The sequence below is a fragment of the Sulfitobacter pontiacus genome, from assembly GCF_040790665.1.
Classification (GTDB): domain Bacteria; phylum Pseudomonadota; class Alphaproteobacteria; order Rhodobacterales; family Rhodobacteraceae; genus Sulfitobacter; species Sulfitobacter pontiacus.
On sequence record NZ_CP160849.1, the window covers coordinates 1,887,190 to 1,907,413 of the forward strand.

Annotated in this window: 17 protein-coding genes; 7 read left to right on the plus strand and 10 right to left on the minus strand. The window is 62.3% G+C overall.

All coding sequences use genetic code 11. From position 1 onward, the window contains the following. Positions 1-45: 45 nt before the first annotated feature. The 6 genes from AB1495_RS09265 to AB1495_RS09290 all read right to left on the minus strand — a co-directional run bounded on the left by AB1495_RS09265 (position 46) and on the right by AB1495_RS09290 (position 6,031). Positions 46-795 (minus strand): polysaccharide deacetylase family protein, encoded by a 750-nt coding sequence (locus AB1495_RS09265; RefSeq protein ID WP_074635240.1) that lies wholly within the window; start codon positions 793-795, stop codon positions 46-48. Further along, the gene (locus tag AB1495_RS09270) at positions 792-1,931 is read right to left on the minus strand and encodes a glycosyltransferase family protein (RefSeq protein WP_074635241.1); all 1,140 of its coding nucleotides are present in this window, start codon (positions 1,929-1,931) and stop codon (positions 792-794) included. The genes AB1495_RS09265 and AB1495_RS09270 overlap by 4 nt, the downstream gene beginning before the upstream one ends. Then, on the minus strand, positions 1,928-2,509 hold the full coding sequence (locus AB1495_RS09275; RefSeq protein ID WP_064216729.1) for a histidine phosphatase family protein: 582 nt from the start codon (positions 2,507-2,509) through the stop codon (positions 1,928-1,930). The genes AB1495_RS09270 and AB1495_RS09275 overlap by 4 nt, the downstream gene beginning before the upstream one ends. Continuing rightward, positions 2,506-3,516: a glycosyltransferase family 4 protein gene (locus AB1495_RS09280; protein ID WP_074635700.1), complete on the minus strand. Its 1,011-nt coding sequence runs from the start codon at positions 3,514-3,516 to the stop codon at positions 2,506-2,508. The genes AB1495_RS09275 and AB1495_RS09280 overlap by 4 nt, the downstream gene beginning before the upstream one ends. 65 nt (positions 3,517-3,581) lie before the next feature. Next, a complete protein-coding gene (locus tag AB1495_RS09285) occupies positions 3,582-4,829 on the minus strand; it encodes a glycosyltransferase family 4 protein (protein ID WP_074635242.1) in 1,248 nt (415 codons plus the stop codon). Then, positions 4,826-6,031 carry a glycosyltransferase family protein gene (locus AB1495_RS09290; protein WP_074635243.1) on the minus strand — a complete coding sequence of 402 codons (1,206 nt, stop codon included), beginning with the start codon at positions 6,029-6,031 and terminating at the stop codon, positions 4,826-4,828. The genes AB1495_RS09285 and AB1495_RS09290 overlap by 4 nt, the downstream gene beginning before the upstream one ends. Before the next feature lie 411 nt (positions 6,032-6,442). Between AB1495_RS09290 and AB1495_RS09295 the strand changes: the two genes are divergently transcribed. Together AB1495_RS09295 and AB1495_RS09300 are read left to right on the plus strand one after the other, a co-directional pair. Further along, positions 6,443-8,875 carry a mechanosensitive ion channel family protein gene (locus tag AB1495_RS09295; protein ID WP_074635244.1) on the plus strand — a complete coding sequence of 811 codons (2,433 nt, stop codon included), beginning with the start codon at positions 6,443-6,445 and terminating at the stop codon, positions 8,873-8,875. A gap of 79 nt (positions 8,876-8,954) precedes the next feature. Then, on the plus strand, positions 8,955-9,725 hold the full coding sequence (locus AB1495_RS09300) for an MBL fold metallo-hydrolase (protein ID WP_064216243.1): 771 nt from the start codon (positions 8,955-8,957) through the stop codon (positions 9,723-9,725). Positions 9,726-9,798: 73 nt separating this feature from the next. Here AB1495_RS09300 and AB1495_RS09305 read toward each other — a convergent pair whose 3' ends face one another. The 4 genes from AB1495_RS09305 to AB1495_RS09320 are packed head-to-tail and all read right to left on the minus strand — an operon-like array spanning position 9,799 to position 15,668. After that, on the minus strand, positions 9,799-10,953 hold the full coding sequence (locus AB1495_RS09305) for an ABC transporter permease (RefSeq protein WP_074635245.1): 1,155 nt from the start codon (positions 10,951-10,953) through the stop codon (positions 9,799-9,801). Next, entirely contained in the window at positions 10,950-11,978 is a 1,029-nt protein-coding gene (locus AB1495_RS09310; protein ID WP_005851921.1) for an ABC transporter permease, read from the minus strand. The genes AB1495_RS09305 and AB1495_RS09310 overlap by 4 nt, the downstream gene beginning before the upstream one ends. Beyond that, positions 11,975-13,900, minus strand: coding sequence for an ABC transporter substrate-binding protein (locus AB1495_RS09315; RefSeq protein WP_074635246.1), 1,926 nt, complete (start codon positions 13,898-13,900; stop codon positions 11,975-11,977). The genes AB1495_RS09310 and AB1495_RS09315 overlap by 4 nt, the downstream gene beginning before the upstream one ends. Continuing rightward, positions 13,893-15,668 carry an ABC transporter ATP-binding protein gene (locus tag AB1495_RS09320; protein ID WP_197145917.1) on the minus strand — a complete coding sequence of 592 codons (1,776 nt, stop codon included), beginning with the start codon at positions 15,666-15,668 and terminating at the stop codon, positions 13,893-13,895. The genes AB1495_RS09315 and AB1495_RS09320 overlap by 8 nt, the downstream gene beginning before the upstream one ends. 160 nt (positions 15,669-15,828) lie before the next feature. On the opposite strand from AB1495_RS09320, the gene AB1495_RS09325 reads away from it, so the two are divergent. The 5 genes from AB1495_RS09325 to AB1495_RS09345 all read left to right on the plus strand — a co-directional run bounded on the left by AB1495_RS09325 (position 15,829) and on the right by AB1495_RS09345 (position 20,218). After that, positions 15,829-16,323: a class I SAM-dependent methyltransferase gene (locus AB1495_RS09325; RefSeq protein WP_074635248.1), complete on the plus strand. Its 495-nt coding sequence runs from the start codon at positions 15,829-15,831 to the stop codon at positions 16,321-16,323. 165 nt (positions 16,324-16,488) lie between these two features. Further along, positions 16,489-17,544 carry a C4-dicarboxylate TRAP transporter substrate-binding protein gene (locus tag AB1495_RS09330; protein ID WP_074635249.1) on the plus strand — a complete coding sequence of 352 codons (1,056 nt, stop codon included), beginning with the start codon at positions 16,489-16,491 and terminating at the stop codon, positions 17,542-17,544. A 27-nt stretch (positions 17,545-17,571) separates the two neighbouring features. Beyond that, positions 17,572-18,105, plus strand: coding sequence for a TRAP transporter small permease (locus AB1495_RS09335; RefSeq protein WP_074635250.1), 534 nt, complete (start codon positions 17,572-17,574; stop codon positions 18,103-18,105). Next, complete coding sequence (locus tag AB1495_RS09340; protein ID WP_005851928.1) at positions 18,105-19,445, plus strand: TRAP transporter large permease; 1,341 nt, start codon at positions 18,105-18,107, stop codon at positions 19,443-19,445. Before AB1495_RS09335 ends, AB1495_RS09340 begins: the two co-directional genes overlap by 1 nt. After that, positions 19,442-20,218, plus strand: coding sequence for an IclR family transcriptional regulator (locus tag AB1495_RS09345; protein WP_009826240.1), 777 nt, complete (start codon positions 19,442-19,444; stop codon positions 20,216-20,218). Before AB1495_RS09340 ends, AB1495_RS09345 begins: the two co-directional genes overlap by 4 nt. Positions 20,219-20,224: the final 6 nt, after the last annotated feature.

Consider the following 20,224-nt stretch of genomic DNA (forward strand, 5'->3'; position numbering starts at 1 on the left):
AAGGGGCGCTTCATGCGCCCCTTTTCGTTGGAACGACACCAAAGGTCAGGGCAGCTCTGTCATCTGTGCAGGCACAGCCCCACCGTCCAGCAGCCGCGCCAGACAAGCGTGGGTGAACCCCCAGATATCTTCGTCATGCACCAGGTGGTGGGTCAGAAATCCCATGGGTTCCAGCGGGTCAGTCAGCCCTTTGCGGCGGTCCTGCAGCTGTTTGGTGATATCCGCAATCAGCGTGTCCGGCGGGACAAGGCTGCGGGTGCCGCGCCAGAAAATCGGATCGATATGGGTGTTGATCTGCACCAACCCCGCGGCGGCAATCCGGTTATTCCGCGGCAGATAGGTCGACACCCCGACATAGCCTGCGTCTGCCAGCACCGGCAGCAACCCATCGTCCAACCGGTTCCACGGCGGCACAAAGATCGGCAGCAGGTCGTCGCCGAAAAGCCGTCGCATCCGGTTCAGCGCTTGGGCCAGCTCGTGGGCCGCATCGGGGCGCGGGTGCCCGAACTCTGCCTTTTTCGCCCCGTCGGGCGCGTGGCTGATATGCTGCCAGCCATGCACCAGCGGACGGATCATCGGACGGTCCTTGCTATAGGCGGCAAGCGCGGGTTCTGCATGTTTAGGGATCACGGCGATATGCACGGGCAGGGACAGGTCCTCCGCCAGTGCGGCAAGGCGATCCAGCGCAGGGGTTGGGGCGATGGCATCATCATCGCGCCACCAGATCGGCAGGTGCAATCCCTCTGCGCGCCATATTGCAAGCTCGGCGTCAAGATTGGCCCAATCCACGGTCATCGCGTGCCCTTTCGCATCGTCTCGGTCAGGGTGACCGTCCTCGCGGCCCCGTCAAACCCGTCTGTCTGCGCAGGTCGGGTCGGAGCGGCGTGCAGAGTTGCCAAGGCGGATAGCAACCTGTCCGGTGTCAGATCAGCGCTGCGCAGCACCTCGATCCCCGGTAGCGCGGACAGCGCATCGGCGCGCAGCCCCTGTTCCACCTCGTTGCCGGCGTCAAAGGGGACAAACAGCGCCCGCACCCCGCTTTGCAGCACATCCAGCGCGGTATTGTAGCCGCACAAAGAGACAGAGGCGGCGGCGTGATACAGCATCTGGCGGAATTCGGGGCGCGCCGGTTCGATCACCACATTCGCTGGGGCATCCTGCATCAGCGCGGCGCTGCGTGTGGCTGCATCCTGCCCCCCCAGCAGCAAGCGCCAGACCCGCCCCGCATCGCGCGCGGCCGCGGCGCGGCAGGTGTCGAACACATGCGCGCCCACATCGCCGCCCCCTGCGCTGACGATAATCTCGCCCGCGCCAAGCCGGTCGGGATGGGGGCTGGCGGGGGGCGGTGCGACGAAACCGGTATAGCGCAGCTTGCCCTGCATCGCGTCCGACACCGGCCAGCTGAGCGAGAGCGGCGTCACGGCCTCGTCCGCATGGACCAGCACCGCATCGTAATACTGCGCAACCAGATCATCGGCCAGCTGCGCCTTGGCGGGTTTGGATGGCGGCGCGAGGATATCGCGCACCGATGCGCAGATCAGTGGGCGCGCGGGCAGGGCATCTGCGGCGTCAAGCAGGGCCAGGAACTCTGCCTTGAGGGTCCGGCGCCCAAAGGGGAACAGTTCGGTGATCAGCAGATCGGGGGTGCGGGTCTGGATGTGGGCGATCAACATCTCGCGTCGCGCTGCCTTCAACGCTTCAGAGGCGACCGCACCATGTTCATCCAGCAGCCGTGCGAAATCCACACCGTCAGAGCGCAGCGGGGGCAGTTGCACCACGTCAACGCCCTCGCTGTTCAACTGCGGTGCGGGCATCCCGCCCGAGACGACCTGCACATCATGCCCCGCCGCCCCATAGGCGCGGCCAAGGGTCAAGGCGCGGGCCAGATGGCCGGTGCCCAGCAGATGTGTGACGACGATGCTGACCTTCATAAGCGCGGCTCCAGTCGGATGGGATCAGGCTGGGCGGCCCAGCCCGTGGGTGAAATATCCAGTAGATATAAGCGGTTGCGCTTGATCTGAAAGGGGGCGGGGCCAGCGAAATCCCAGCCGGTCGCATGGGCCAGCAAAACACGCATCACGCCGATATGGCAGACGGCGACAGTGTCGCGCGTCAAGCCGTTGGCCCAAGGGATCAGCCGTTCGCGCAGGCTGTCGGGGCTTTCGCCGCCGGGTGGGGTGTAGCCCCAGCCCCAATCCTCGATATCGCGGAACCCGCTGGCGGGGTCTGCCTTAAGGTCCACGCCGTGCAGCCCTTCCCACTTGCCCCAGTCCATCTCCATCAGCGCGGGCGCGGTTTTCGGCGCGCGGTCTGCGACCAGTCGGGCGGTTTCAGCGGCGCGAGACAGGGGGCTCGACACAAGATCGGCACGGTCCCAAGGTGCCGGCAATGCCAGCGCCGCCAGACCGGCGCGGGCGTCATCATCCAGCGGGATATCCGTGCGCCCCTGAATGCGGCCCGCACGGTTCCAGCCTGTATGCCCGTGGCGAAGCAGGGCAAGCCGGATCATGGGCGCACCCCGCAGCTTTCCAACCCCGCCAGCAAGGTCGCGGTGGCAGTGGGAAGCAGATGATGTTGCGCAACAAAATCGCGGGCGGCTTGGGCGCGTGTTTGGCGTAGGGTGGTATCCGCCAGCAGCGCTGTGATCTGTGCGGCAAGCGGGGCAGTGCCGCTTTCCGGCGCGGGATAGGGGCCGGGGGCCAGCACATCGCGCACGCCGGGGCGGTCTTGGGCCACGACGGGCAGGCCCGCGGCCTGCGCCTCCAGATAGGCGAGGCCAAAGGCTTCGTTCACCCCGGGCCAGAACAGCAGCGCTGCATGACGATAGGCGGCGGCCATGGTGGTCGCATCAAGCTCCCCAAGAAACCGAACCGCGTCGCCAAAGGGGGCCAGCATCGTCTCTATCTCGGTGCGGGCGGGGCCGTCACCCGCGATATCCAACCGCCAGCTGTCTGCTGGCAGCAGCGACAGCGTCTCCGCGATGATCTGATACGAGGCGCGTTTGTCGCCGTCGCGCAGCATACCGACAGCCAGCATCGGGCCATCCAGCGCGGACGGCAGAGGCAAAGCGTCCTGTGCGAGATACGGCGGCAGATGCACCAGCCGCTGCCCCGCGGTCTGATCGCGGCGCAGTGTCTCGGCATCTCGGTGCGTGAGGTAAAAGATCACATCCGCCGCGTCGCTTGCGGCTTCGGCAGCTTGGGCGAAACCGGCCCACGGACCTGTCAGCCGTTTGCGCGCGCGGCTGGATTCGACCAGCAGATAGGGGATGCCAAGGGCGCGGGCGACGGCGGGGCCGATCAGGTCGGGGGCCTTGTAATAGTTGTGATAGGTGATCCACGCCTGCCAGCCTTCGGTACGACCGCGGGCGGTGGCTTGGGGCACTTCGGCCTCGGCAGCATTGAACAGCAGGGTCTGCGCCGCGCTGTCGCCCGCCCCGTCGCGGCTGCGCAGGGTGCTGGCGACTGTGACGGTCGCGCCCCCCCGTTGCAGGGCAGTCATCAACCCACGCGCCATCGCCCGATCCCCCGAGGGTACCGGATGATCAGGCGACTTTAACGGAGCGTAGAACGCAAGCCGCATCAGCCGCCCTGTGCCAGCATCGCCGTCAGCCGCTTGTGGAGCTGGCGAATGCCGGGGGCCATGGTGAATTCTGCATGCAGCCGGTCGTGGGCGGCCTCGGCCAGCCGAGGGCCAAGCGATGGATCCTCCGCAAAACGCTGCATCGCCTCGGCAAGGGCGGCGGGGGCATCGTCGCTTAACACGCCGGTGGTGCCGCTGGTGATGAACTCGGGGATGGCGGATACGGGCGTGCTGAGCAGCGGAAGCTTCTGGCTTGCCGCTTCCATCAGCACATTGGGCAGCCCGTCACGGTCACCGTCCTTGGCAATGCGCGAAGGCAGCACGAACAGATCGGCGGCGCGCATGGCGGCGATCACCTCTGGTTGGTCGCAGGCCCCGCGCCAAGTGATCCGGTCGTTGATCCCGTGCGTTTCAGCGCGTGCTTTCATCGGTTCCGACAGGTCCCCGCCGCCGATATGGGTCCAGTGCCAGTCAAACTCATTCGGCAGCAGCGCCAGCGCGTCGATCAGGTTGTCAAAGCCCTTCTTCTCGACCATGCGCCCGACAGACATCATCTGGAACGGATCGCTTTTGGCGCGTTGGACCCGGGTTGGCGGTTCGGGGAAACGCGCCAGATCCAGCCCGTGATAGACCAGATCGATCCGGTCCGGGGCGGAGGTTAGACTGCGCAGATGTTGCGCGTTAAAGTCCGTGCAGGTGGCACCAAAGGCGGCTCCGTGGCTGGCGGGGTTCAGCTTTTCGCGCAACTCCCATTCGGGCGAGGTCCAGATGTCCTTGGCGTGGGCAGAAAAGCTCCACGGCAGGCCCCGCAGGATCGCGGCATAGCGCGCGACCGAGGACGGGGTGTGCAGGAAATGCGCATAGATGCCGCGGGTCTCGGCGGGAAGCTCATGTGCCATGACGCAGGCCTGCCCAAAGCGGCGGCGGCGGTTGGGGGTGTCATCGCGCACGAGGTCTTGTTGGAAAACCTCCCATGCCGCGTCGTAACCGGGCATGGCTTTCGCGGCCTCTTGTGCTGCGGCCACACGTTCGGGATCGTCGCGCAGGTATTCCGGCAAATAGCGCACGCGGGCTTGCAGCCGGTCGTGCAACGGGTGGGTTTTCGTATCGGTCGGGTGGCGCAGCGACCAGATGTCGAACCGCAGACCGGCTTCTTCAAGGGCGACAAGTTCTTGTGCGATGAAGGTCTCGGACAGGCGCGGCCAGCCTTTGACTACAATGGCGAGGGGGGCGGGGGTGTCGGTCATGCGCCACCGCCCATCAGGGCGCGGCCCCGTTCAACCACCACGTCAAGCCCGTCGAGCAGCCCGTCGGCACCGGCTTGCGAGGGTTTGTTCTGATGCGGCAGGTTGCGGATTGCGGCGATCATCGCCTGCGGCGTCATGCCATCACGGGTTTCTTCCAGCATACGGACAAGCCCCAGCTCTTCGGCGCGGCTGGCACGGATCCATTGTTCCAACCGGGGCACGGTGCGCGGCACGATGACGGCGCGTTTGTCAAAAGAAAGCACCTCGCAGAAGGTGTTGTAGCCGCCCATGCAAACCACGCCCTCAGCCCCGACATAAAGCTGTTCGATCCGGCTATCAAAGCCAAGCGCGGTCACCCGCCCGCCCAGCTTGGCCACCCGCGCGTCAAAGGCGTCGCGGACGTCGCCGGACAGGAAGGGGCCGTAGATCAACTTGGCTTTTGGCGTCAGGTCGGGGTCTTGCTCGTAGGCGTCCAGCACCAGCGACACCATCGCGGCACCGTCCCCGCCGCCGCCGGGGGTAATCAGCACATAGGGCTCTTCGGCGGGGGGTGTTTCGTCCGGGGCCTCGCGGCGCAGGTAGCCGGTCCAATGCATCCGGTCGTGGGCCGCCTGCGACAGGGGCAGCCCCTTGGTCGGGTCATACACATCTCGCATGCCGTAGACCCAAATCTCGTCATAGTATTTCTCGGTCGCCTCAACCGCGCCCTTGCGTTCCCATTCGGCGGCCAGCACCTCGGGTTCGTCCAGCACGTCGCGCAGGCCCAGCACGACTTTGGTGGTGCCATTCTCGCGCAGCCAGTCAAGGCTGGGCAGCAGTTCCCCGCGAAAGCCCGTCGGCTCTTTATCCACGATCAGCAGATCGGGGGTGTATTCCTCGATCGCGGTGCGGATCAGACCGGCCCGCAGGGAGGTGACCTCGTCGATATCAAGGCCAAGCGTTTGCGCCACATAGCTGCCGTCGGCCAGCTTCGTCACGCCGGGTAGGCGGATGTGGTCGACGCCTTTGGGAAAGGTGAAACGCCCCGCGACGGGGGATCCGGTCAGGATGATGGCGGAGGCATCTTCGTCGCCGTCCATCAAGGCGGCAGCCAGTGCGCGCGACCGCCGTAAGTGGCCCAATCCAAAGGTGTCGTGGCTATAGAAAAGCACCCGCCGCGCTGGTTTGCCATTGCGGGCGTTGTTCGAGACCGTTTGGCGCATGGGCCGATCCTAACTTAGTCAAATATCCTTGGCCGCACCTATCAGTCTGGCGGCTAGAAAGCGTTTATTGTCGAAGGCAGGTGAACCCGTCCCGCCCGATGCACCCAGAAACCGAATACACTCACATCACCTTGGTCTGCCGGTCGAACAGGCCAGTGGAAATACCTTAGGCATCTATGGCGAACATGTCATGCATTTCAGCACCTTCCGCCGTCGCCGCCCCTGAATGGGCTGCGAAAACCGGCGTTTGAGGGGGCCAAGCCCGTGGGAAGATGCGGCGCGTGTCATATTCGGCGTCCTTCGCGGTTCATCGTCAGGGGGAGTAGGTGGGGCCGGGGGGTTAAGATTGCAATGGCACGGGGGGTGGCTTAGCGTTCTGGGACTGCGCCCCAAGGCCATGAGCGAGGACATATGCGGCATTTCATCTTCACCCTTCTTTTGTCGCTGTGGGTCTTGCCCTTTGCCAACGCCGCGACGGCGCAAGGGGTTCTGTCTCTTTTGCCAACAGCCCAGGAAACTGACGTCAACGATGCAGAAGGCGAGGCCGCACGCCTGCAAGAGGTCATCAGACAAGCCGCCGAAAGCGGGGTCAGTGTGGTGGTCGTCGATAGCGCGGGCCAATTGTTGAACCAGCCCGCAGCAGCCCAGCCGGCCGAGGGCGACCAGCAAGAGGCGGCGCTGGCCAAGGAAAGCTCACCGCTGATGCACCTGCAGGAACGGGGCAACCAGTTCCGCACTGCCTTGATCGAACGCATCGTGCAGTTGCCCGACGCGATCAACGAGGTGATCTATATTCTGCGCGCCGCCAGCCCGGACGGCACGCTATGGGCCTTTGGTGAGACGCTGCTGGTGGCGCTCGCGCTGTTTGCCGTCGGGGCCGTGGTCGAGGTAGAGCTGTTCGGCAAGCGAATGGCACGCGGCTTCGTCACCGCCAAAGTGCAGGCGAAGCCCGTCGGCTATACCGAAAAGATGCCGTTTCTGGTGTTTCGGTTTTTCATGGGGATCATCGGCGTTCTGGTGTCGATGGTGGTGGCCTATATTCTGGGCACGCTGCTGTTTGGACCGCTTGAAGACACGGCGATCCAGTTCACTGTCACGCTGATCAACATCGGCTATTTCGTCTGTCGCGTGGCCGCGGGCCTGTGGCGGATGATCCTGTCACCCTTCCTGTCGCAATACCGCATCCCTGTGTTCAGCGACCGCGACGCCAAACGGCTGCACCGCTGGCTGTGGATGATGGCAAGCCTTGATACCGTCGCGATCCTGTTCGGTATCTGGATCGCTGAACTGGGGCTGAACTATGATGTCTATGCTTTCATCGCCTCCCTGATGTCGGCGGCGATCGTCGTGGCGAATATTCTGATGATCTGGGTCAACCGCCGCCCCATTTCAAACGCGCTGCGGCAGGGCAAGCCCGCGTCGGAATGCAGCGCCGTGGGGCGTTTTATGTCGCGGGCCTGGGCACCGCTGGTGGTGGCCTACGCGAGTTTTGCCTGGTTCGAACTGACCTATGATCTTGTGCTCGAGAACCCAAGCTCCGTGCCTCTGATCGCGGGGGCCTATGGTATTCTGGTGTCGATCATAGTGGTCTACGGCGTAATCAACTATGCTATTGAACGCGGCTTTGCCCGCGCGCGCATGATGCGCCGCCTGAACGAGCTGCGCCGCGAGAAGCGCGCTGATGCCGCCCTGGACGAGGATGCGCCCGAGGCCGCCGACGCTGCGCAAACGGATGATACCATGTCGCTGGACGAGGCTGACCGACAGGCGGCAATGGTGCCACGCCAAAGTCTCACCAGCTTTGAAGGTCTGGCGCGGCGCGTGGCCGGTATCCTCGCCTTTGTTACGGGGGCCTATGCGTTCTTCTATATCTGGGACACAGAGGCAACGTTGATGGTCGAAAGCCACGCGGACAAGCTGCTGGACGTGATGGTGATCCTGTTTATCGGCTACGTCGTCTATCACGCCTTCCGCATCTGGATCGACAGCAAGATCGAGGCCGAAACCGCCGACCAGCCCGAGGCGGAACTGGGCGACGAAGGCAGCGGCGCGTCCTCTGCCAGCCGATTGGCAACGCTGCTGCCGCTGTTTCGCAACTTTGTCCTGATCGTTCTGATCGTGACCATCGCCCTCATCGTGTTGATGGAATTCGGGATCAATGTCGGCCCGCTGTTCGCCGGTGCGGGGATCGTCGGTGTTGCTGTCGGCTTTGGCAGCCAGGCACTGGTGCGCGATATCTTTGCCGGCGCGTTCTTTCTGTTCGACGATGCCTTCCGCAAGGGGGAATACCTTGATGTGGGCGGCGTGAAGGGCACGGTCGAGAAAATCTCGGTCCGGTCGTTCCAGCTGCGCCACCATTTGGGCGCGCTGCACACCATCCCCTTTGGCGAGCTGCAGGTGATGACCAACTACAGCCGCGACTGGGTGATCATGAAGCTGCCGTTGCGGGTGACCTATGACACCGATGTCGAACGCGTTCGCAAGTTGATCAAAAAGCTCGGCATCGCGCTGCTGGATGATCCGGTGATCGGCGATAACTTTATCCAGCCGCTGAAATCGCAGGGCGTGATTGAAATGCAGGATTCCGCTATGATCATCCGGGTCAAGTTCATGACCAAACCGGGGGATCAATGGCTGGTGCGCAAGAAGGTCTATGAGGAAATCCGAGCCTTGTTTGAGCGCGAAGGAATCCGTTTTGCCCATCGGGAGGTCACTGTGCGTCTGGCCGACGGTAAGGTCAAAGACCTGAGCGACGAGGAACGCGACGCGGTGACCGCAGCGGCGCAGGCATCGCTGGAAGAAGAGGCACAAACCGGCCCGGAACTGGGCGGCGACGACCGATAGCCGCGTCTCGCGCAGTTGTGACATTGAAACGACGGCGGCGGGCGCTAGCATCATCCTCACCTGCAACAGGAGAATTCCCATGAAACAGTCCAGACGCCAATTCCTGACGACCACCGCCGCCACTGCCGGGGTTGTGACGCTACTGCCTTATGCCGCGCAAGCCGCGGCTCACGGCGGAAATATGTTCCCCATGACCGGCGGCGAGGTCAAAGTGCACCCCATCGACCACGCGTCCTTTGTGATGGAGACGCCAGCCGGCGTGATCTACTGCGATCCCGTGGGCGAGGTCGCCAACTACAGCGATTTTGCCACCCCCGATCTGATCCTGATCACCCACGAGCACGGCGATCACTATAACGCCGAAACACTGGCCGGTGTGGTGGGCGAAAACACGCAGATCCTTACCAATCCTGCGGTCTATGACATGCTGCCCGAGGCACTGAAGGCCAAGGCGAATGCACTGGCCAATGGCGAGCAGGCGATGTTCAACGAGGTCTCGATCGAGGCGATCCCCGCCTATAACACCACCGAAGAACGCAAGCAGTTCCACCCGCAGGGGCGTGACAACGGCTATATCGTGAACCTCAGCGATTTCCGCGTGTATATCTCGGGCGATACCGAAGCGACGCCGGAGATGCTGGCGCTAGAGAATATCGATCTGGCGTTTGTCTGTATGAACCTGCCGTTTACCATGGACGCGACCTCGGCCGCGGCTGCGGTGTCGACGTTCAAACCCTCTTTCGTCTACCCCTACCATTACCGTGGGCGCGACGACGGCACGCAAGACCCCGCCGCCTTTGCCGCCATGGTCGGCGAGGGGATCGAAGTCAAAATGGGCGACTGGTACTAACCCGGCGCAGCGGGGGGCCAGCCCCCCGCACCCCCCGGGATTTAGACCATTTGGAACTGAAGGCCCCAGTGGGTCAGGATTTATACGGATCAAGACTTGCGCGCAGACCATCGCCCAAAAAGTTGAACGCCAGCACCACGACGATGATCGGCAGCATGGGAATGGCGGTCCACCAGTAGATTTCGATGCTCGCCAGATTTTGCGCGTCATTCAGCATGACGCCCCAGCTGACGGCGGGTGCGCGTAGGCCCAACCCGAGGAAGCTCAGCGCGGTTTCCCCAAGGATCATCGCCGGGATCGACAGGGTCGCGCTGGCGATCAGATGCGACATGAAATTCGGCAAGAGGTGTTTGCGGATCACCCGTGCGGGCGACGCGCCCATCATCTCGGCCGCTTTGACGTATTCCTCTTCACGCAGGCTCAGGAATTTTGACCGTACCGCCCGCGCCAGCCCGGGCCAGTCCAGAATCCCGAGGATGATCGAGATGATAAAGAACACCGACACGGGCCCCCAGTTCGACGGCACCGCCGCCGAAAGCGCGAGCCAGAGCGGGAGTTCGGGCAAGGACCGCAAAATCTCGATCGCGCGGTTGACCAGCCAGTCGGTCTTGCCGCCGAAGTAACCGGCCAAAGATCCAAAGAAGATCCCCAGCACAAAGCTGACCGTGATGCCGATCAACCCCACCGTCAAGGACAGCTGCGCGCCATAGAGGATGCGGCTGAACACATCGCGCCCCAACCGATCCGATCCCCAGAGAAACACCGTCGCCCCGTCAGGCGCGCAGAACAGGTGGGTGTCGCTGGGGATGAGCGCAAAGAGGTGGTAGGTTTCACCCTTACAAAAATACTCAATCTTGCGCGGGTTGCTGGTATCGGTGTCGTATTCCCAGCGGAAATTCACCAGATCCGCAGTGCCCGTCGTCTCGTAGACAAAGGGGCCGATGAAACTGCCCTCGTGCCAAAGGTTGATGCTTTGGGGGGGCGCGTAGATGTGTTCGGCATTGCGCTCGTTTGGTGTGTAGGGCGCGATGAACCCCGCCACTGGCAGGATCAGATAGCAGAAGGCCAGAAACAGCCCGGATACCAGCGCCAGCTTGTGCCGCCGGAACTTGCGCCACATGAGCCGCGCGACAGAGGCGTCCATCTCGGCCCGCTCAGGCGCGGAAAGATCGGCGTCGTCGGTCCAGGGGGTGGTGTCGACAAAGCGGTTGTCCGGCTGGATGCTCATGAGCTGCGTGCCCCGTAACGGATGCGCGGATCAAGCAGGACCAGCAGCATGTCAGAGATCATCGTGCCGATCAGCGTCAGCAGGGCCACGAACATCAGGATGAACGCCGCGAGGAACTGGTCTTGGGACTTCAGTGCCACCAGCAGATAGGGCCCGATGGTTTGCAGGCCCAGCACCACCGATACCAGCACAGAGCCCGAGACCATCGCAGGCAGCAGGTTCCCGATATCCGCGACAAAGGGGTTAAAGGCCACGCGCAGCGGATATTTCGACAGCAGCCGCGCGGGGCCCATACCCTTGGCCTTGGCGGTCTCCACATAGGGTTTATCAAGCTCGTCGAGCATATTCGCCCGCAACCGCTGCATCATCGCGGCGGCACCGGCGGTGCCGATCACGAAGGTCGGAACGATCAGGTGCAGCAGGACCGAGCGTACTTTCTCCCAAGACATGGGCTGGCCCTCAAGCTCGGGGGCCATAAGCCCGCCAATCGGCAGGTCAAAGTATTTATGGCCATAGTAAAACAGGATCAGGGCCAGCAGGAAGTTCGGTGTCGCGAGCCCGAGATAGCCCAGAAAGCCGGCGGTATAATCGACCCAAGTCTCGGATTTGGCGGCGGCAAGCACCCCTAGCGGCAGGGCGATAAGATAAACGAATAATACGGCGGCGAGATTGACCAGCACCGTCATCCATAGCGCATCGCCGACGATTTCGCCCACGGGGCGGTCAAACTCGAACGACCAGCCGAAATTGCCTTGGATCAAGCCGGCAAACCCCTGCGGCCCCGGCACCATGCCGACCCAGATCAGGTATTGCTTCCAGATCGGTTCATCCAGCGCGTATTCGTGGCGCAGAAACTCGGCCTTGGCGACGCCTTCGGCCTGACCCGTGGCGCGCAACTCGGCGATCTGGTTCGACAGATAGTCGCCGGGGGGCAGGTTGATGATGACGAAGACCAGAAGCGAGACCACCCAGAGGGTCAGCAGCATGGTGATGAAACGCCACACGGCGTATCGGAGGAAGATCATCGGCTTACCTGCACATGGGGGTTTTGGAAGTAGAATTCGTCGATGCGGTGAATGCCGAAATGCGCGCCGGGATCAAAGGCCCAGATTCCATGCTCCGGTACATTCATCAGATCGTTTGAGACGACGACGGGTTGCGGGGCCTCGGCCAGCACGCCGATGGCGAATTGCTGTTCGGCGTGGATGGCGAGCATCCGCTTCCAGATGTCTTCGCGCACCTGTGGGTCGTCGGTGTGGTTCCAGTCATTCGCCAGCAGCATCAGCCGTTTCGCGGGCTGCATATCGGGGGGCGACCCGGCCTGTCCGACTGTTTGGTAGTATTGTCCCCACATCGGCCAGGCAAAGAATTCCTGATTGGTGGGCGCCAGATAGGAAGGAGAGGTCGACGGCCCCGGAAGCCCGTTGTCCCAGCCGAACCAGACCGAGGCCATGGTCCGCCCCGCATAGATCCGGTTGCGCAGGATATCGCGGTCCAGCGGGCGCATGATCAGGCGGATGCCCAGATCACGCCATGTGTCCGCGATGATCGCCAGCGCGTTTTCTTCCTCGCTGCGTTCGCCAGCGGTTTCGATCACGAATTCCATCGGGCGGCCATCGGGAAGCTTGCGGAGCCCTGCGGGGGTGCGGTCTGTCAGACCCATATCATCCAGCAGCGCGTTGGCGTGGGCGAGGTTCATCATGGACCACGCATGTGTGTTGTCGTCGTTGTAAAGCGCGCTTTGCGACAGGGCGGACATGCCGCCTTCGCTGGCGAGGCCGAAATAGAGCGCGCGGTTGATCATGCGTCGATCGATGCCGAGGCTCAGGGCGCGGCGAAAACGCACGTCGCGCATGACCTCGCGCCACACGGGGTCGGCGAAGTTCAGGTTGGGATAGATGGCGATCTGGCTGGCGGCGCCGTTGGCCCAAAGCAGGGTGCGGTATTTTCCGCCGTCCGCCTCGCCTTTCTTGAGGATCGCGACATCTGGGAAATCGAGCCCGCGCGCCTGCAGGTCGACCTCGCCAGCGTTGGCCTTGGCCGCGATCAGCCCACCGCCGACCACGGTCATCTGTACCACATCGATATAGGGCAGCTGCACGCCCCGGCTGTCGATACGGTGGAAATAGGGGTTACGCACAAAGAGCTTGCGCGAGCTGTCCTTGTCCGAGGTGTTGATCCACGGCTGCAGGGTCGGCAGCGCGGGGTTGTCGAACTTGTACATATTGTCGCGCTTGTTGTGCAGCGCGGCCCAGCTTTTGACCCGCGCGGCTTTGACCTTTTCGACCAGCGCATCGGGATCGGCGAACTTCTTATGGAACTGCGACAGGTAGTGGGCGGGGCGATAGATGAACGGTGGGCTTGCTTGCGCCAACAGCGGCAGAAAATTCGGATTGGGGATCTGCCATTCGAAGACGACCGTATGTTCATCGGGGAAGGTGACCTTTCCCATGCGGTTGTCCACGATCATGAAGTCCGGCGGCCCGCTGGGGGTGATGTCCGGGTCGTTGGCAACATTTTCCCACCAATAGCGGAAGTCATCCGAGGTAAAGGGCATGCCGTCCGACCAGCGGTGACCGGGGCGCAGGTGAAGCGTGAATTTGCGCCCTTCTTCCACGTCCACCGCCGCGAGGATATCGGGGGCAAGCGTGTAGTCAGGCTGATACCCCACCAGCCGCGCATAGCCGTAAACCACCATTTGCCGCACGTCCTTGGTGCGCGAGATCAACGTGCGTAGCGTCCCGCCCTGACGCCCGAAGCTGCGGCCCTTGGCTTCGAGATCGACGATCAGCGGCTCTGACGGGATGCGGTCCTGCACGTGGGGCAGGCTGCCGGCGTTGACCTCTTGTGCCCAAAAGCTGCTTTCTTGCAGCACGGGGCCGTCGCTATGCGCGGCAAGGGGCGCAAAGGCGAGGGTCGCGGCGAGGGCAAGGAAGAACTTACGCATGACAACGTACCTTATGGCCGGGCTCAAGCTCGCGCAGGGCGGGGGCGTGATGGCCTTCAAAGCGGAACTGTTCGGGCCAGAGCATAGGAGAGCCCGCGCCCTTGGCGACCAGATCAAGATCGATGGGCCGGCTGATGTCGGGTTCGGGCTGTGCCGCGATCAAGGCGCGGGTGTAGGGGTGTTGCGGATTGTAGAACAACGTGTCGGGCGGGGCCTGTTCGACGATCACGCCAGCGCGCATGACCGCGACCTCGTCCGCGATGCGGGCAACGACCGCCAGATCGTGGCTAATGAACAGATAGCTCAGGTTGGCGCGGTCGCGGATGTCTTCGAGCAGGGTTAGAATTTGCTCTTGGACCGAGACATCCAGCGCCGAGGTGGGTTCGTCGCAGATCAGCAGCTTCGGGTCGAGCGTCAGCGCGCGGGCAATGGACAGCCGTTGGCGCTGGCCGCCTGAAAACGCATGCGGGAAACGGCCAAGCATATCAGGGTTCAATCCGACCCACCGCAGCATTTCGGCTGCCTTTTCACGGCGGTCGCGGGCGGTGCCGATGTTGTGCACCTCCATCGGTTCGGTCAGGGCTTGCTGCACGCGCATCCGCGGGCTGAGCGAGGAATACGGGTCCTGAAACACCATCTGCGCTTGCCGTTGAAATGCGGTGCGTTCACTGGGCGACAGATCATGCACGGCCAGCGGTGCGGCGGCGGGGTCGGGGCGAAACAGCACTTTGCCGCCGGCATCGGGACGTTCGGCCCCCATGGCGATACGGGCGCAGGTGGTCTTGCCCGATCCGCTTTCGCCGACAATCGCCAGTGTCTTGCCACGGGGCAGGTGCAGGTCAACGTGCTGGCAGGCGGATACGGACACCGGCTTGCGCCAGCCGCCTGCCCGCATGGTGTAGGTCTTTGACACGTCGCGCAGATCAAGGATCACATCGTCTGCGGGCTTCGTGGATGCGGGGGCAGGGGCGGCCACGGCGGGGATCATCGGGGCGGCAGCGAAAAGCTTGGCGGTGTAGGGGTGGGCAGGGCTGCCCAACACCTCTTGCGCATCGCCCCGTTCCATCACGCGGCCCTTGTTCATCACCACGACACGCTGCGCCATATTCGCCACGACGCCCAGATCATGGGTCACAAGGATTACGCCCATACCGGTTTCTGCCTGCAACGACCGGATCAGCCCGAGCACCTGCGCCTGTGTCGTCACATCCAAGGCGGTCGTCGGTTCGTCCGCGATCAACAGCTCGGGCTTGGCGACCATAGCCATGGCGATCATCGCGCGTTGGCGCATCCCGCCGGACATCTCGAACGGATAGCTTTTCCAGGCGCGCATTGGATCGACAAAGCCGACCTTCTCAAACTGTTCGAGCACGGCACGCTTGGCCGCCCTTCGTCCCATATTGCGGTGCAAGCGCAGCACTTCGGCGACCTGATCCCCAAGCCGGTGCAGCGGCGACAACGACCGCATGGGCTCTTGAAAGATCATCGAGATGCGATCCCCCCGAATGGCGCGCATCTTTTTCTCGGACAGGGCCAGCAGGTTGACGGCACCCTCGGCGCCGTTGAACCGGATCGATCCGCCGCGCATCTGTGCCGCATCGGGCAACAGGCGCAAAACCGACCGGCAGGACAGCGTTTTGCCGGACCCGCTTTCGCCCACCAGCGCGAGGGTCTCACCCGCGTTCAACGCAAAGCTGACGCCGTCCACGACCGACGGGCCGTTGCCGAAACCGATCGACAGATCATTTACTTCAAGAAGGGGGGCCATTGTCATCCCAAGCGGGTCAGAGCGATCATTACCTATCGAGTGAAGCCGATAAACACCCAAGCGTCTAGGGGGCAGCGCAAAAACCAAGCGTCAGCGGTACACAAAGGGGGGCGGCGTCCCCATGTTGCATCAGTACGACCCAACCCGAAGGAGAACCGTGATGAGCCGCCTGGACATTTTTATCGACCGTATGGTGTCACAGCGTGCGTGTCTCGACCATGCCGCCGCGTTGACGCAGACAATGACGGGGCCGGTGTTCGAGCTGGGATTGGGCAATGGCCGTACCTTTCACCACATCCGTGAAACGATGCCCGACCGCGATATCTTTGTGTTTGAGCGCGCGGTTGCATCGAATCCCGATAGCACGCCCGAGGACCATCAACTGATCCTGGGCGATGTGCACGAAACCCTGCCTGCCGCGCGGGCGCGCTTTGGCGCGAATGCGGCGCTGATTCACGCGGATCTTGGCGGGCATAACCTTGCAAAAAACGATGCTTTCGCGCGTGAAATCTCGCCTTTGATCGAACCGTTATTGGCCGTCGGGGGCATCATGGTGTCCAGTGACCGGATGTATTTCGACAATTTGATCGAAATCCCCTTACCACCTGAAGCTGTGGAGGGGCGCTGCTTCATGTACCGCCGCGAGAAGTCGTGATCTGAATTAAGTTTTTGATAAGTATTGGTTAAATGGTGAGCGGCGTCGGTATTCCGGCGCCGCTTTAAGTTTCGCTTGCACGTTCCATATCCCCTCCCTAGTGTGCGCCCGAGACATAGTGAAACGATGTTTCGCATGGTAAAACAATTCTTGGGAGGGAATTACATGTCCTTTTTGAAAAACCTATCTTTCGCTGCTGCAATGACTGTGGCTGCTTCCGTTGCCGGTGCTGAAACCGTGCTGATCCACGGCGAAGCAGGCCCGAATCGTGGTGCCCGTGCCGACGCGTTGCAGTGGTTCGCCGATCAGGTTGCAGAGCGGTCGGAAAACGATCTGCGCCTCGACATCCAGTGGGGCGGCGCGCTGTTCAAGGCGAATGCGGCTGTACAGTCCATCGGTGACGGTGTGGCGGATATGGGGTCGGTGATCGCGGTGTATTACCCGCAGGAAATGGCCGCCTATGGCATCGCCGATCTGCCCGTAAACAACCCAGACGCCTGGGTAGGTATGCGCGCCACGGACGAGCTGATGCGGTCGAACCCCGCGATTGCGGAAAACTTGGCTGAAAAGAACCTCGTGTACATCGGCACATGGACCACCAGCCAGGTGAACATCGGCTGTAAGGGTGATGCGATCCGTTCGGTTGCCGATATCGCGGGCAAGAAAGTACGCGGCACAGGGGCCTATGGTAAGGTCTTTGGTGACGAAGGCGCGAACATGGTCAACATGTCGATCTATGACGCGTACCAAGGGCTCGACACCGGTCTGATCGACTGTAGCCAAGGGTATTCCTACGCTGTTGCCGCGCTGAAGCAGGCCGAAGTCATGGACAACTACACCCTCCTGAACTGGGGCCAGGTTGGCGGCGTCGGCATCTTCATGAACAAAGATATGTTCGATGCGCTGTCCGAAGATCAGCAAGGCGTGCTGTTGGAAACCGGTGCTGACCTGTCCGATGAATTCGGCCGCATGATCACAACCGCGAACGACAACGCCATTGCCGCGATGAAAGAGCAAGGCGTCGAAGTGCTGGAACTGCCCGCAGAAGAGCGCGCCAAGCTGGTCGAAGGCGGCGAGAAGTATCTGGCCGAGTGGGTCGAGACAGCCAACCGCACCGGTCTGCCGGGCGAGCAACTGCTGGAAGACTACAAGGCGCTGATCGCCAAATACACGCAAGAGCGCGACGAGAACGGTTACCCTTGGGCAGCTGACAACAACTAAACACAAGCTTTGGGAGGAGCAGGGACCATGTTGGTACCACTTGAGAAAATCCTGTTGGGGTTGGGCGCGGCTGCGGTCATCCTTTTGGGGATCTTGATCACGTCCAACGTGGTCGCACGCGCCGTCTTCGCATCTAGCGTACCCGATAGCGTCACTTTGGTTCGGGAGCTGATGGTCGCGGCCATCCTCCTGCCCCTTGCGGCAGCGACCGCAAACCGCGCTCACGTTAGTGTGGCTTTTGTATCCGACCGGTTCGGGCCCAAACTTCGGTCCTGGCTTATTGTGCTGGGGTCGGTCATGGGGATGATCGCCTTGGGCGGTCTGATCTATTCCGGCGGCCGCGAATTCCTGAGCGTTTGGGAAAAGGGTAGCTTTTTCTACGGTGATCTGAACCTGCCCAAATGGCCCGGACGTCTGTTGTTTGTGGTCGGTATCGCCGCCTGCTGGCTGCGTCTGGCGGAACTGGCGATGCGCGATGTGCGGACCATCCTGTCCGGGGGCATCGTCTCGGACGAAGAAAACCACACAATCGAGCTCGTTGCCGAAAAAGAGGTGCTGTAATGGATGCGTCGACCATCGGGCTGATTGCCTTTGCTGCCGTTCTGATCCTGTTGGCGCTGCGTGTGCCGATTGCCTTTGCGCTGGCCAGCGTCGCGACGATTGCGACCTTCTTTATCTTTGCCTTCCGCACTGGCACTTTCATGCCTGAACGTGCCATCCGTGCGACAACGTCGATGGTGTTCTCGAACTCCTTTGACCTGATACACTCCTACGATCTATCGATGATACCGCTGTTTGTCGCGCTTGGGCACATTGCCTATCGCGCGGATATCACGACCAAGATCTACCACGCGGCCAAGGTCTGGCTGACACGTCTGCCCGGCGGTGTTGCCATGGCAAGCGTCATGGGCTGTGGCGGATTTTCGGCCATTACCGGCAGCTCTATCGCCTGTGCCTCGACCATGGGGAAAATCTGTACGCCCGAGATGCTGCGCATGGGCTATGACCCGCGTCTGGCAACAGCGTCGGTCGCGGCAGGGGGCACGCTGGGCTCGCTGATCCCGCCGTCGGTTCTTTTCATCATCTACGGTATCTTCACCGAAACCTCGATTTCGTCGCTGTTCCTCGCGGGTGTTTTGCCGGGGCTGCTGACGCTGGCGGGCTTTATCCTCGTGATCGCCGTCTGGGTCTGGCGTTCGCCCGAAATCGCCCCTTCGACAGCGACACGCTACTCCGCCAAAGAACGCTTTGCGGCGGCGGCTGAAAGCTGGCCTGCGGTCATGCTGTTCGTGTTGATCATCGGCGGTATCTACGGCGGTATCTTTACGGCGACCGAAGCGGCGGCTGTTTGCGTGGTCGCGGCGACGCTGATCGGTTTTGCGCAGCGCAAGCTGACCTTGCAGGGCCTGTGGGACGCGGTGAAAGAGACGTGCATCCAGACCGCAGCGATCTTCTTTATCGCGGCAGGGGCCAAGATTTTTGTGGCCTTTATCGCCCTGACCAACGTTGCCCCGATGATTGTGAACGTCGTGGCCGAGGCAGAGCTGTCAGTCGTGGTCCTGCTGCTGGCGATTGCCGCGATCTATCTGCTGCTTGGCATGTTCCTTGATCCCATCGGCATCATGGTTCTGACCCTGCCACTGATGATCCCGCTGGTGGAAAGCTATGACATGAACCTGATCTGGTTCGGTGTTGTGGTGATTAAACTGCTGGAAATCGGGCTGATCACGCCGCCTGTCGGGTTGAACGTCTTTGTTATCGCCAATGTGGTGGGCAAAGAGGCTCCGATCGACAAGATCTTTGCCGGTATCACGCGCTTCCTCAGCGTTGACGTGATCGTGCTGGTGCTGATCATGTCCTTCCCGATGATCTCGCTGCTTATTCCTATGGCGGCGCGATGAGTGGGGACACCACAGACAGGAAGTTTGCCAACACTCTGGCGCGGGGGCTTGCTGTATTGCGGGCCTTTCGCGCCAGTGACAGCGGGCTGACCCACGCGCAGATTGCCGACCGGACGGGGCTGCCCAAGCCTACGGTGTCGCGGCTGACCTATACGCTGTGCGAACTCGGCTACCTCAGCCATGGCGGGCGCAATGACCGCTTTCGGCTGGGGCCGTCAGCCATCGCGCTTGGCTCTGTCGCGTCGGTGGCGGTGAACTTTCTGGATTTGGTGTCCGACGCCATGCAAGAGCTGGCCGATAAAACGGGCACGCTATTGCTGGTCGCCGTGCGCGACGACGAGAAAATGATGCTGGTGCGCACATGGCGGCCACAGAATGCATCGACCATCTGGCTGGAGCCGGGGCACCGGATTCCAGTGTTCGGATCGTCGTCAGGCATGGCCGTCGTGGCGTCACTTGGCGAAGAGCGCTTTGAGCAGTTGACGCCCGAAGCGGATATGCGAAGGTTCCGGGCGGAGGGATATTCGCAATTGATAGAACAAGGGTTCGCCTACGCGTCGGAGGGCACACGATATGCCAGTACGATCAACGCCGTAAGTGTCCCCTATTTTGCCGAAGAGTTCGGCGAACCGGTATCGTTCACCGCCGGGGCCATGCCACATGATTTGCCCGATTCCCGTATCGTGCAAGAGGTCGGCCCCGCGTTGCGTGAACTGGTGCGCGCGCTTGAACAGCGCACCGGGCGCACCCCCGCGCTCAGCCGCCGGGACTGAAACAAG